A 12,504-nucleotide genomic window follows, 5' to 3' on the forward strand; every position below is an offset into this window, starting at 1 on the left:
TCCCGCCAGAAGATGGTGTGGTTTGAAACCGGACGGCTCATGCTGCTGCGTTACTGCAAGGTCATATGCGATGTCCGAATATCTTCTAGAGATGCGCAATATCAGTAAGGACTTCAACGGCGTGAAAGCGCTTGACGGTATTTACCTGAAAGTGCGCGCGGGGGAGTGTGTCGGCCTTTGCGGTGAGAACGGCGCGGGCAAATCCACGCTGATGAAAGTGCTTTCCGGCGTTTATCCCCATGGCACCTGGAGCGGGGAAATTTTCTGGGAAGGCCAGGAACTGAAGGCGACGGGCATCCGCGATACGGAAGCCGCGGGTATCGTCATCATCCATCAGGAACTCATGATGGTGCCGCATCTGTCGGTTGCGGAAAACATCTTTCTGGGATCGGAGCCCACGAGCGGGGGCTTCATCGATTATGACCAGATGAATGCGCGCGCGACGGAACTTCTGGCGCGTCTCAAGATCCACGACATCAATGTCGCACTTCCGGTTTATCATTATCCAGGCGGCAAGCAGCAACTGATCGAGATCGCAAAGGCGATCAACAAGAACGCGAAACTGCTCATTCTGGATGAGCCGACATCGGCGCTGACGGCATCCGAAACACGCATCCTTCTCGATCTCATCAAGGACTTCAAGGCGCAAGGCATGGCCTGTGTCTACATCTCCCACAAGCTGGATGAAGTGGCCGAAATTTCCGACACGGTGACGGTCATTCGCGACGGAACGCATATCGCGACGAAGCCGATGGCGGAACTCACCACGCCAGCCATCATCACCATGATGGTGGGGCGCGAGATGAAAAACCTGTTTCCGCGCGAGCCGCACGATATTGGCGAGGTTGTTTTCGAGGCGCGCAATATCAACTGCTGGGATGTGACCAATCCGGATCGCAAGGTGGTCGACAATGTTTCATTCGCGCTGCGACGCGGTGAAATTCTCGGTATTGCCGGGCTGGTGGGCGCGGGGCGCACGGAACTGGTGTCCAGCCTGTTCGGTGTCTGGCCCGGAGCGCATGACGGGCAAGTCTTTCTGGAAGGCAAGGAGCTGAAGATCCGCACACCGCGTGATGCGGTTCGACAGGGCATCTGCATGGTGCCGGAGGACCGAAAGAAGGATGGCATCCTGCCGATCATGCCTGTGGGCTATAATATGACGGTCTCCGTGCTGGATCGCTTTTCCTTGCGCGGATTGCTCGACAAGGAAGCGGAACTGGCCACGATCCAGCGCGAAATTCTGCGCCTCAAGGTGAAGACTGCCGATCCGATGCTGGAAATTGCGTCCCTGTCCGGTGGCAACCAGCAGAAGGCGGTGCTGTCGAAGATGATGCTGCCAGACCCCAAGGTGCTCATTCTCGATGAGCCGACGCGGGGCGTCGATGTTGGTGCGAAATATGAAATCTACAAACTGATCTTCGCACTCGCGAAACAGGGTGTCGCGGTGCTCATGGTCTCTTCCGAAATGCCGGAAGTTCTTGGTATCAGCGACCGTGTTCTCGTGATCGGCGAGGGCAGGCTGCGTGGCGATTTCCCCAATGAAAATCTTACCCAAGAGAAGGTGCTTGCCGCTGCAATCGGCAAACTGATGACCAATGCGGCCTGATCCTCGAATAACTCTTTGTTTTCACGCATTTTCCTTATGCAAAACCGTTTCACATCTTTGCTGGAAATGCTCAAATTTGACCGGTGCATGATATGACATTGACGGGCAAAAGCCTTCGGAAGTTTCTGGCGGATTATAAGATTGTCGCGCTGCTGATTGTGGTTGCGCTCATCTGGGCATTGTTTGCGATCCTTACCTACGATCCTGAAATGGGACGTTCGCAGTTCCTGACGGCACGCAACTTCTCCAATCTTCTACGCCAGATGGCCATTACCGGAATGCTCGCATCGGCGATGGTTTTCGTCATCGTTGCCGGCGAAATCGATCTTTCTGTCGGCGCACTATTAGGGCTTCTGGGCGGTGTCGCCGCTGTTCTCGATGTGATCTACGGATGGCCCTTATGGGCGACGATCAGCACGGTTCTGGTTCTCGGCGTGGCGCTTGGCGCCTTTAACGGCTGGCTGACTGCCTATCTCGGCATACCGTCCTTCATCGTCACGCTCGGCGGCCAGCTTGTGTTTCGCGGCATCGTACTCGGCATCATGGGTGGCGTCACCATCGCGCCGATCTCGCCGGAGTTCAAATATATCGGGCAGGGCTATCTGCCGGGCTGGCTTGGCAATCTCTGCGCTATTGCCCTGTTCGGCGTGCTGATCCTGATGACGCTGCGCACGCGGGCCAGCAAGCGCAAGCATAATCTCCAGACACTTTCATCCGGGATGGAAGTCGCAAGGCTTCTCGGTATTGGTATCCTGATCCTCGGTTTTATCCTGATCCTCAACAGCTATCAAGGTGTGCCGGTTCCGGTGCTGATCCTGCTGGTGATCCTTGGCGTCTTCACTGTCATTGCAAAACAGACCGTGTTCGGTCGCCACATCTATGCGGTCGGCTCCAACACAGAAGCGACGCGCTTTTCCGGCGTGAACGTCAATTTCGTCAAAATGGCCGTCTTCGCACTGATGGGGTTGATGGCGGCGGTGGCTGGCCTGACAACGACCTCACGCCTCGCGGCAGGCACGCCATCGGCAGGCATGGGCGGCGAACTTGACGCCATTGCCTCCTGTTTCATCGGCGGCACCTCCATGCGCGGCGGCGTTGGTTCCGTGCTGGGTGCACTGGTCGGCGCGCTCATCATGTCGAGCCTCGACAACGGCATGTCCATGCTCGGCGTCGATACGTTCTGGCAGCAGATCATCAAGGGCAGCATTCTTGTTCTGGCTGTCTATCTCGACATCGTATCTTCCGGCACGCGGCGTGGATAAGTGCGGGTCTATATACTAGACAAATAAAATATATTGAGCCCCACCAATCAGCTGGCTAAACTGCGGCCATGACGATGCTCAAGGATATCGGCGGTCTGCTCGCTCTGACAGCCCGTCTTCTGGCACGGTTCTGGCCCCAGCTGCTGCTTATCGGTACGCTGGGCTATATTGCACGCGACTTGCTGCTCGATGCTGCGGTACGCGCGGGCGGATATTTTCCGCTCGCCGGAATGGTCGTGCTTTCGCTGGTCGTACTTGTGAAGCTGCTCGTCGTGGTGACGATGTTCGCCACGCTGCGCCCCGGATTGCCAGCGCTTGCTTCGTTGCGCCAAACCGCTACGGCAGGAACCGCACCGTCGCCCGGCAATCGCAAGGCCGACCGTATGCTGATGGTGACGGCAGCTGTCATTCTGCCGTTCTTCGCCTATTACGCCGCATGGGGGTTTCTTGGCGACACAGTGCGCGAATATTCGCGGCTTGCTTTCGAGCGCACAGCCTTTGGCGAGAAGATGCACATATTCGACCTTGTGCGTTCCGGTAGCCTGATCGCGGCAATTTTCGTCTGCTGGCTGATCCGCTGGATTGCCAAACGGGCGAATGAGAAAGTCCATTCACCTTGGTTGCGGCTGTTGATTGTCGCCGCCGACGCAAGCTGGATATTCATAGGTCTGTTTGCGCTCGACAAGTGGAAGGATGATCTCATCCGCTGGATTGGGGCCGGGTCCCTGCTCGACAGTTTCGATGTCAGTGCTGCATGGTTTTCGATGAGCGCTTACGCTGCCGAAAATTTTGTGCCCGTGGAGTTCCAGCAACCGAGCTTCTGGGTACAGGCGCAGAATCTGTTCTTCTATGCGCTCCTGCCGATGGTCTGGCTGGTGATGGCCGCAATCATCTACGGCTATGATCTGTCCGCCAGGAAAGCACCGGTTCCGCCAGCCCCATCTCGCGGAACGACCTTCCGGAAGTGGTTGAGCGACTTCACTGCACATTATCTGGGCGGTTATCGCAGCCGCTACCGGCCTGTATGGACCTGCCTGAAACTGGTTGTCGGGGCAGGGCTTGGAACCCTGCTGTCGTTTATCGTTCTCTACCGTGCCATAAGCTGGACCGGCGCATGGATCTGGTACGGTACGACCCATTATCTTGGACCATACGATATCGAAATTTGGCAACGCATCGCCAATGTTCTGGCTATTCTGATCGGTAGCCCGACGGAGCTTGATGGCGGCATCCTGCTTGACGCAATACGTATCGCACTTCTGGCGGCAGTCCTCGAATATGCGTTGGTGAGCCAGAAGAACAGGGCTATTTCAGAACCAGATGCTCAGGCTGTTTCCCCAGCATAGAGAGCGATAGCGAAAGCTCTCCGACGTTTTCGGGAACAAGAAAGCTCTCGACGATACGAACCGGGGCGCTGCCATTTTCATTGGCAAGATCGTAGCATTTCGGCTTGTCGGCGGCTTCCGGTTTCAGTTTTTGGATTACTTGATTGGATACATACAACGTCGACCAGCTGCGGCCTTCAGTGTCCGTCGCAGTTACGAAACAGGGGATCAACTGTTTCAACTGTTCACCGTCCTGAATAGTCACTTCGATTTCTGCAAGCACGATATTCGTCTTTGGCAATGTGCCTGGAAACTTGTCCAATGCGACCAGTTTCCAGTTGGCACCAGCATAAGTCTGCACATCGCCACGCGGCACGACAATCGGCTCTTGCAGGTTCTGCTCGATCCATCGCAACAAACCGCCGTCGGAACGCACGAAAACAGCAAGGGGCAGGGCGATAATCAGGAGAGCAAGGCATATCCAGAACGATTTTCGCTCGCCTGAAGAGGCTGCTTCACTCATTGGCTGACCTCCAATTGCCAGGGCATGATGGTCCCCATGCGTTTGATCGCGATTGACTGGCTGACATTGTCCTGCGCCGTGGAGTTCATGCTGATCTGCACCTGTTCTGAAAGAGGGGTCAGTGAAGATTCGGCAATGAGCAGCTTTCCACCTGCGATCTGGTCACGCGGCAATTCAAACACCATCAGTATAGGACGTGGAATCCCCGGCTCCAGTCGTTCTGAGCCGACTATACCGGGCGCATAAGTCGGACGTTTGCTCATGGCGTAGCGGATACCGTTCGGCCCAAGCCATTCGACAGCCGCGAGGCCAAGGCTCTCGATCTTTGCTTTGGCTGCGGCCTCGATGACCAGCCATTCGCCATCCGTATTATAGGCGCGGGTGCTTCCGATGCCGGGTGTCGTCAGTTGCCGGGCCCGATAAACATTCACGATGCCGACGACAAAACGACTGGTTTCTGCTGGCTTTCCCTGCTGTCCTTCAATGGTTACGGAGGAAAAGATATCGCTGTAATAGGGGGTGGAATGCTGCATGCCATATAGCGCGGCGGCGGCCACGCACAGCATGAGAGTGTTTTTGAGCCAGCCCATCATCCTTCGCTCTCGGCAGATGACATATGAACAGGCAATTGGATGACCGCGATGGGGTCCCGATCAAGCCACGTAGAGGCCCCATAGAGATTATCCCGCTTCTTGTAGATTTCACTGCCAATGAGGAGCCGCACTTCCTGCGGCGGAGTTTCACCTTGCGGCCATTCCCATACTACGGTCAGCTTTTCCGGCATGCCGGGATTGATCGGGCTCGCAATCCATTTGTCCTTGATGATGTAAACGATTGGGTCTTTCAGCGCCGGATTTGGCGGATCGAGGGTGAGGAGCCTTCGCGATGCATAGGCTGACGACGCGGAGCGATTGTCCAGATTGACATCGACCATGAGGTAGTTCTTGGGCTCGTAAGGTTTCACACCGGTCGGTGGAACAGAGCTAAAGCGCGCACCGGTTATCGCCACGTGCCAGCGTCCAGTATCGACCGTCTCGCCGGGGTTCAGTTCCCGCATAGGCTCAGGATTGGCTGCTTCATAAATTGCTGCTGCATAGGAGAATACGCTTGCGGCGGCCGTGCCGATACCCGCAATGACGATGGCAGCCAGTCGCTGCCGGAAGCTTCGACGCTGTTCGTCCGCCATGACACCTCCCTCTGTGCTGGCGATTCAAACGACAATACAGGCCCCCGGCCAAGCCCCCGGTTCCTATAGCATATCAATGCTCCAGCGTCATCTTTTGGCTTAACCTAGGTTAACCTTCCTCGACGAACACCTCGTCGCGCTTCTTGCGTACCGATGGAAGCAGCACGACCACGAGAACGGCCGCAGCTATGGCGAGCAGAATGGCGCTGATCGGGCGGGTGAAAAAGGTTGCCGGGTCGCCGCGTGACAGGATCATGGCGCGTCGCAGATGTTCCTCCAGCAACGGGCCGAGAACGAAGCCAAGCAGCAGGGGGGCGGGTTCGCAGCGCAGTTTGGCCAGCAGATAGCCGATGAAGCCGAAGAAGGCGACTGCGTAGAGATCATAGACATTCGAATTGACGCTATAAACGCCGATTGAACAGAAAGTCATGATAATCGGAAAAAGCACATAATAGGGCACTGTCAGAAGCTTTACCCACAGGCCGATCAGTGGCAGGTTCAAGATGATGAGCATGAGATTGCCGATCCACATCGACGCAATCACACCCCAGAACAAGGCGGGTTGTTCTGTTGCAACATTCGGGCCTGGCACGATGCCCTGAATAATCATGGCGCCGATCATCAATGCCATGACCGGATTGGCTGGAATGCCGAGTGTGAGCATCGGAATGAAGGATGTCTGCGCACCGGCATTGTTGGCGGATTCCGGTCCTGCAACGCCTGCTATCGCGCCCTTTCCGAACTCTTCCGGCGTATCGGAAATACGCTTTTCCACCGTGTAGGAAGCAAAAGACGCCAGAATGGCGCCACCGCCGGGCAGGATACCAAGCGCCGAACCGATGACCGTTCCGCGCAGGATTGGCGCAGTCATGCGCTTGAAATCGTCGCGCGTCGGCATCAGTCCTGTGACTTTGGCCATCAGCACTTCGCGCGCATGTTCATTTTCGAGATTGCGCAGAATTTCAGCGATGCCGAACACGCCGACAGCAACGGCAACGAAATTGAGGCCATCCGCATATTCTGTAATGCCGAGCGTGAAACGCGGTGTGCCGGTGTAGATGTCAGTACCGATAAGACCGAGCAGCAGCCCCAGTACAACCATCGCCAGAGCCTTGATGATCGAACCGTGCGCCAGTGCCACGGACGACACCAGCCCGACGACCATCAGCGAGAAATACTCAGCCGAGCCGAATTTCAGGGCGATTTCTGTGAGTGGCGGAGCGAAGATCGCCACCAGAAAGGTGGAGACAGTGCCGGCGAAGAATGAACCGATTGCCGCGATTGCAAGTGCTGCACCGGCACGCCCGCGGCGCGCCATCTGGTAGCCGTCGATGGCCGTCACCGCCGACGAGGATTCTCCCGGCATGTTGATGAGAATTGCGGTTGTCGACCCGCCATATTGGGCACCGTAATAGATGCCAGCAAGCATGATCAGTGCGGAAACCGGATCGCCAATCTGGAACGTGATCGGAAGAAGCATGGCAATGGTCGCGGTGGCACCGATGCCCGGCAAAACGCCGATCAACGTGCCAAGCAATACGCCGATAAGGCAAAAGCCGAGATTGGCAAGCGTCGATGCTGTTGAGAAGCCAAGCGCAAGATTGTTGAAAAGCTCCATGCTCGTGCCCCCTTTAGAACGGCCACCAGGGCCCGAAACGCTGATATGGCAGCGCGAGCGCGTAGCTGAAGACAATGACCGAAAAGACCGTGATTGCAGCGGCAAGAATGATTGCTGCAAGTGGTTTCATACGCATCGAGGCGAAAGAGGCGATGAGACAGGTCAGAAACAGCGACGGTACGAAGCCGAGGCCGCGCACGGTCAGGCCGAAGAATATCGGCGCAGGCAGAATAAAGAACAGGCCGCGCCAAGCGATCGGGCCGATAGGCTCGCCGGAGACACGTGTAGCCTGAATAAGGATGACCAGTCCAAGCAGGATCAGAACACCGGAAAGGACAAGTGGGAAATATCCCGGTCCCATACGTAGCGATGTGCCGAGGTCCAGACCAAGCGACTGATAGGCAAAAAAGGCGCCTGTCAGTGCGAGCAGTGCACCGCACAATCCGTTGGTCGGATCTATTGAGAATTTCCTTGAGGGCTCGTTCATGGCCAATCGTCTTTCGGATTTGCCGTTGAAAGGGCTATGCCGGAAGATCGGCATATGACGTCGGTCGTGTATCCCGTCGACTGCAGTTTGATGTGCAGCCGAAGGGAAAACGACAATCAAGGCGCGTCAGATGACATGCCTTGATTGTTTCCTGTACGATCAGTCCGCGTATTGTCCTGCAGCTTCGATAATCGGCTTCCAGCGCGCGATTTCGGATTCGAGCTTGGCCTTCAACGCGGCCGGTGTCGCATCGGATTCCGGAGACGGCTTTGTGCCGAGTTCGGCAAAACGGGCAACCACATTCTGGTCTTTCAAGGCCACCTGAAGCGACTTCGACAGACGTTCGGTGACTTCCGCCGGGGTTCCCTTGGGGGCATAGATGCCATGCCAGATGCCCACTTCCATGCCGTCCAGACCGGCTTCCTTGGTAGTCGGAAGGTCTTTCAGCACGTCCAGACGTTCAGGCGAGGTAACGGCATAAGCCTTGATCGTGCCGGCCTGAATCTGCTTCGTCGTGTTGGTGGTCTGGTCACACATGATGTCGACCTGTCCGCCGAGAAGATCGGTCATGGCCGGGCCGGTTCCCTTGTAGGGAACTGTAACGAGCGGCGTTTCAATCGCGCTCATGAACAACATGCCGCAAAGATGCGATGCCGCGCCGATACCGGCATTGGCGACCGTCGCCGTATCCTTGTTGGCCTTGGCATATTCGATCAGCCCCTTGAGATCGGTTGGCTCAAGGTCTTTGCGTGCAACAATCGTCATCGGAACTTCCGTGACAAGACCGACATATTCAAATGCATTCAGCGTGTCATAGGCGAGCTTGCGGTAAAGCGTGGCGCTTGTGGCCATGCCGATATGGTGAAGCAGAAGCGTATAGCCATCCGGATCGGCGGTTGCGACACGCCCGGCACCAAGTGTTCCACCTGCGCCGCCAACATTCTCGACGATAACCTGTTGTCCGAGATCCTTGGACATGGATTCTGCCACAAGTCGCGTAACAGTGTCGGTAGGCCCACCGGCTGAGAAAGGCACGACCATGGTGATCGTCCGTTCCGGATAATTTTGTGCCTGTGCGGTGAAAGCTGCGGTGGAAATAGCAAATGTTGTCGCCAGAGCGGCGATAGTTTTCATCATAGCGTCCTCCCAGACTATGTTGCGGCGGGCGTGCCGGTATTCTGAATTTGGTTCCCCGCGCCTCTTTGGGCGCTTCGGGCAATCAGATGCGATACTATTCAATGACTACAATAAAATGTTTCTGCACCGTTGTTGCTCTTGAATCGGCAGAACTATTCGGTGCGCTTGAAAAAGAATGTAGATGTATCCCGGCGGCTTGCCAATGCCTGACCTTCAATGAAAGCGCTTGTACTACCAAAGTCTGGGTAGCTCGCTTGCCATGTTTTCGCCGTGCGTTGGCGTATCGTCTTGAAGGTTCTTTCTGATCGGGGCTAATCTTATGCAGTTTTGATTGCGGGAAGCTCAGCATTCAAGACGAGGTGATCGACGAGGCTCCTGGCCGGTGTGGTTAGTTCTTCTAAGGATTGCACCGCTATTGCCAGATTTCTTCTTGCCCAAGCATCGGAGATAGCGACCGTTGCAATGGGGAGTGTCTTTCTAAGGCGTCGGGCGGCGGTCTGCGGAATGATCGCAACACCTACGCTGGCAGCCACCATATTACCGACCCCTTCAAACGTGCGGAGTTTCGTCCTGATTTTAAGTCTGCCGCCTAGCCGGGTTGCCTGAATTTCGAGGTGCTCCTGCAGTGCGCCAGCTGATAGACCGATGAACTGTTCCTGCAGGATGTCAGAGAAACTCACGCGCTTATGTTCAGCCAGCGGATGACTTCTGGCAGTGATCAGTACCAGCTGATCTATTGCAAAAGGAACCAGCTCCAAACCCGCAGTTTCCACCGCATCCGATAAAATTCCGATCTCAACAAAGCCGCGCAAAATGGCACGAGCAATATCGCTGCTCTGTCGTTCTTTCAACTCCACATCGATGCGAGGATTTTTTGCCATCCAGGCGGCGAGTTTTGCCGGAAGATATTCGGTGACGGTAGCGGTATTGGCCGCGACGCGAATGGCTGTGCGCATGGCTTTGGCATGTGAGCCCAATTCGCTATGCAGGTCGGCCATCTGCCGCATGACCGCTCTTGCGTGATGGACAAGGGCTTCGCCTGCTTCGGTAAGGGCAACGCCGCGTCGTCCCCGCTCCAAAAGCGAAACCTGCCCGGAGGCCTCCATGTCACGCAGGCGCTCGCTTGCCGCTGGAAGCGACAGGCCGACTTCAGCCGCACCATGAGTGATGCTGCCGGTATCGGCGACAGCGAGGAAGAGGCGAAGGTCGGTAAGATCAAAGCGCATAAGCGATGTTAGCGCGAATTCTGCCTATGGGAAAGCCGAAGGCTCTATAAGGAACTTCCGCATTCCGTCCGATGGCCAAGTCGCTATAGCAGGGACATGATTTATTCATTACCCTTGATCCTGACGATTGCGGTAACGTTCCTCGGTGCCGGCTTTGTCAAAGGCCTGACAGGAATGGGGCTGCCCACAGTCGCCATGGGCATATTGGGCGCGCTCATATCTCCGCTCGCAGCTGCAAGCCTGCTGATTATTCCGTCCTTCATCACCAATCTTTGGCAGCTTCTGGCGGGGCCTAGTTTCGGTCAGCTTATGCTTCGTCTCTGGAGCATGATGCTTGCCATTGCAGTCGGGGCCATTGCGGGAACTGCGGTTCTGGTCGGGGGGAACATTGCAGTCACCACATCGATGCTGGGCTTCTCGCTCGTTATCTATGCAGCCTACACGTTGTTCGCCCGCCAGCTACAGGTGTCGGAAAAGCTTGAACGCCTGCTGTCACCTGTCATCGGGTTGCTGACCGGCTTGATTGCGGGCGCTACAGGGATATTCGTCATACCGGCTGTGCCCTATCTGCAATCGCTAGGATTCAGAAAAGATGATCTTGTGCAGTCGCTTGGGCTTTCCTTTACTGTCTCGACTGCTGCACTTGCGGTCGGGCTTTCGAGCAGGCAGGCATATTCCGGTGATCTCCTGCTGGCGTCTGTTCTGGCCATTGTTCCTTCACTGGTTGGCATGTTCCTAGGGCAGGCTTGTCGCCGCAAAATCCGATCAGAAACCTTCCGTCGATGGTTTCTGATCGGCCTTATGATCCTGGGGCTTGAAATGACATTGAGACCATTGTTCTCGATGAGTTGATGAACGGGGAACAATTTTTCCATTCCGGCAAGCGGATACGGATTTGCTTTCTTGTTCGAATCCGGCAAGGGCAGGATATTGTCTCACCCCCAAGAGAACAGTCTTTAGCTTCAACGGGTTTTCGCTGAAGCGTCCCCTATCATCGGCCTGATTGACGGAATGACCCAGAGAGATCCAGAACAACACCAGTCGCGTGCGCTCCGACTGTTCAAGCCGGTTCTTGCCGGTGCAACGCTGCGAGAACGTTCGATTGCTTGCCTCGGTGCCTTGATTGGTATCGCGCTGACCGGATTCATATCGAGCATGCTGCTGGGAAGCGGTCCGCATCTGCCTTTGATCGTAGCGCCGATCGGTGCTTCGGCGGTTCTGCTTTTCGCAGTTCCAACCAGCCCGCTGGCGCAGCCGTGGTCGATCATCGGCGGCAACACGATTTCCGCCTTTGTGGGACTGGCCGTCACCCAGTTTGTTGATGATCCGGCTTTGGCGATCGGCCTTGGCGTGGCGCTCGCCATCGCGGCAATGTCGGTTACCCGTAGCCTCCATCCGCCCGGCGGCGCAGCGGCGCTGACTGCAGTTCTGGGTGGTTCTGCGGTTGCCAAGTGGGGATTGCTGTTTCCGCTTGTGCCGGTCGCGCTGAACTCTTGCCTTCTCGTCGGCCTTGGTATCCTTTTTCACAAACTGTCGCGTCGGAAATATCCGCACGTGGCGGCGGCTGCTCCGGTAAACAAGCACAGCACCGAAGATTTGCCGCCTTCGGTCCGGATGGGTATCCGCGAGGAAGATATCGACCGCGCCTTGCTTGCACTGGATGAAAGCTTCGATATCGATCGCAACGATCTTGGACGTCTGCTGCGGCAAGTGGAGCTTGAAGTGTCCATTCGTTCCCACGGCGACCTGACCTGCGCCGACATTATGTCTCGTGATGTCGTCAGTATCGATGAAGATGCAACGGCGAGTCAGGCGCGCGACCTGATCTTGCGGCATAATCTACTGACCTTGCCGGTACACACGGCCGACGGTCGTCTGAAGGGCGTAGTCGGTTTGCGCGAATTGATGCATCCGGGTGACGATTTCAGAAACTATATCGTGGAAGCGCCCACCGCTGCGCAAGCCGATCCGGTGATGAGCCTTCTGCCCAGCCTGACCGATGGATTGGCGCATGCTGTCGTGGTTGTTGATGAAATGCGCCGCATCATCGGTTTGGTGTCGCAAAGCGATCTTCTGAGCACGCTCGCGCGTTCACTTCCCGATGAAAAGCGGGTGCCTCTGAAAGCGGCATAAC

General features: G+C 56.2%; 12 protein-coding genes. 5 read left to right on the forward strand and 7 right to left on the reverse strand.

What is annotated here, in order from left to right; all coding sequences use genetic code 11:
• The first annotated feature begins 70 nt into the window (after window positions 1-70).
• The 3 genes from CES86_RS11080 to CES86_RS11090 all read left to right on the forward strand — a co-directional run bounded on the left by CES86_RS11080 (window position 71) and on the right by CES86_RS11090 (window position 4,214).
• Window positions 71-1,606, forward strand: a complete 1,536-nt coding sequence (locus CES86_RS11080; protein ID WP_029927651.1) for a xylose ABC transporter ATP-binding protein — start codon at window positions 71-73, stop codon at window positions 1,604-1,606.
• A gap of 92 nt (window positions 1,607-1,698) precedes the next feature.
• The gene (locus CES86_RS11085; RefSeq protein ID WP_012092841.1) at window positions 1,699-2,868 is read left to right on the forward strand and encodes a sugar ABC transporter permease; all 1,170 of its coding nucleotides are present in this window, start codon (window positions 1,699-1,701) and stop codon (window positions 2,866-2,868) included.
• 68 nt (window positions 2,869-2,936) lie between these two features.
• The gene (locus CES86_RS11090; protein WP_029927649.1) at window positions 2,937-4,214 is read left to right on the forward strand and encodes a hypothetical protein; all 1,278 of its coding nucleotides are present in this window, start codon (window positions 2,937-2,939) and stop codon (window positions 4,212-4,214) included.
• On the opposite strand, the gene CES86_RS11095 is transcribed toward CES86_RS11090, so the two are convergent.
• The 7 genes from CES86_RS11095 to CES86_RS11125 form a co-directional block, all read right to left on the reverse strand.
• Entirely contained in the window at window positions 4,174-4,716 is a 543-nt protein-coding gene (locus CES86_RS11095; RefSeq protein WP_010658616.1) for a hypothetical protein, read from the reverse strand. The two genes, CES86_RS11090 and CES86_RS11095, sit on opposite strands and share 41 nt — an antisense overlap.
• Entirely contained in the window at window positions 4,713-5,306 is a 594-nt protein-coding gene (locus CES86_RS11100) for a hypothetical protein (RefSeq protein WP_010658617.1), read from the reverse strand. Before CES86_RS11100 ends, CES86_RS11095 begins: the two co-directional genes overlap by 4 nt.
• Window positions 5,306-5,902, reverse strand: a complete 597-nt coding sequence (locus tag CES86_RS11105; protein WP_029927647.1) for a hypothetical protein — start codon at window positions 5,900-5,902, stop codon at window positions 5,306-5,308. Before CES86_RS11105 ends, CES86_RS11100 begins: the two co-directional genes overlap by 1 nt.
• Before the next feature lie 109 nt (window positions 5,903-6,011).
• Window positions 6,012-7,520 carry a tripartite tricarboxylate transporter permease gene (locus CES86_RS11110; protein ID WP_010658619.1) on the reverse strand — a complete coding sequence of 503 codons (1,509 nt, stop codon included), beginning with the start codon at window positions 7,518-7,520 and terminating at the stop codon, window positions 6,012-6,014.
• Between the two features lie 13 nt (window positions 7,521-7,533).
• Window positions 7,534-8,007: a tripartite tricarboxylate transporter TctB family protein gene (locus CES86_RS11115; protein ID WP_010658620.1), complete on the reverse strand. Its 474-nt coding sequence runs from the start codon at window positions 8,005-8,007 to the stop codon at window positions 7,534-7,536.
• A 159-nt stretch (window positions 8,008-8,166) separates the two neighbouring features.
• Window positions 8,167-9,144 (reverse strand): tripartite tricarboxylate transporter substrate-binding protein, encoded by a 978-nt coding sequence (locus CES86_RS11120; protein ID WP_036596091.1) that lies wholly within the window; start codon window positions 9,142-9,144, stop codon window positions 8,167-8,169.
• 317 nt (window positions 9,145-9,461) lie between these two features.
• Window positions 9,462-10,370 (reverse strand): LysR family transcriptional regulator, encoded by a 909-nt coding sequence (locus CES86_RS11125; protein ID WP_029927643.1) that lies wholly within the window; start codon window positions 10,368-10,370, stop codon window positions 9,462-9,464.
• 96 nt (window positions 10,371-10,466) lie between these two features.
• On the opposite strand from CES86_RS11125, the gene CES86_RS11130 reads away from it, so the two are divergent.
• Complete coding sequence (locus CES86_RS11130; RefSeq protein WP_029927641.1) at window positions 10,467-11,222, forward strand: sulfite exporter TauE/SafE family protein; 756 nt, start codon at window positions 10,467-10,469, stop codon at window positions 11,220-11,222.
• 159 nt (window positions 11,223-11,381) lie between these two features.
• Window positions 11,382-12,503: an HPP family protein gene (locus tag CES86_RS11135; protein WP_012092850.1), complete on the forward strand. Its 1,122-nt coding sequence runs from the start codon at window positions 11,382-11,384 to the stop codon at window positions 12,501-12,503.
• Window position 12,504: the final 1 nt, after the last annotated feature.

This window comes from Brucella lupini, from assembly GCF_002252535.1.
Classification (GTDB): domain Bacteria; phylum Pseudomonadota; class Alphaproteobacteria; order Rhizobiales; family Rhizobiaceae; genus Brucella; species Brucella anthropi.

What these genes read in the sequence shown, in the direction of transcription:
- CES86_RS11125 (WP_029927643.1), bottom strand. Translation starts at nt 10,370, where the DNA reads ATGCGCTTTGATCTTACCGACCTTCGCCTCTTCCTCGCTGTCGCCGAT.
- CES86_RS11100 (WP_010658617.1), bottom strand. Translation starts at nt 5,306, where the DNA reads ATGGGCTGGCTCAAAAACACTCTCATGCTGTGCGTGGCCGCCGCCGCG.
- CES86_RS11090 (WP_029927649.1), top strand. Translation starts at nt 2,937, where the DNA reads ATGACGATGCTCAAGGATATCGGCGGTCTGCTCGCTCTGACAGCCCGT.
- CES86_RS11105 (WP_029927647.1), bottom strand. Translation starts at nt 5,902, where the DNA reads ATGGCGGACGAACAGCGTCGAAGCTTCCGGCAGCGACTGGCTGCCATC.
- CES86_RS11115 (WP_010658620.1), bottom strand. Translation starts at nt 8,007, where the DNA reads ATGAACGAGCCCTCAAGGAAATTCTCAATAGATCCGACCAACGGATTG.
- CES86_RS11135 (WP_012092850.1), top strand. Translation starts at nt 11,382, where the DNA reads ATGACCCAGAGAGATCCAGAACAACACCAGTCGCGTGCGCTCCGACTG.
- CES86_RS11130 (WP_029927641.1), top strand. Translation starts at nt 10,467, where the DNA reads ATGATTTATTCATTACCCTTGATCCTGACGATTGCGGTAACGTTCCTC.
- CES86_RS11085 (WP_012092841.1), top strand. Translation starts at nt 1,699, where the DNA reads ATGACATTGACGGGCAAAAGCCTTCGGAAGTTTCTGGCGGATTATAAG.
- CES86_RS11120 (WP_036596091.1), bottom strand. Translation starts at nt 9,144, where the DNA reads ATGATGAAAACTATCGCCGCTCTGGCGACAACATTTGCTATTTCCACC.
- CES86_RS11095 (WP_010658616.1), bottom strand. Translation starts at nt 4,716, where the DNA reads ATGAGTGAAGCAGCCTCTTCAGGCGAGCGAAAATCGTTCTGGATATGC.
- CES86_RS11080 (WP_029927651.1), top strand. Translation starts at nt 71, where the DNA reads ATGTCCGAATATCTTCTAGAGATGCGCAATATCAGTAAGGACTTCAAC.
- CES86_RS11110 (WP_010658619.1), bottom strand. Translation starts at nt 7,520, where the DNA reads ATGGAGCTTTTCAACAATCTTGCGCTTGGCTTCTCAACAGCATCGACG.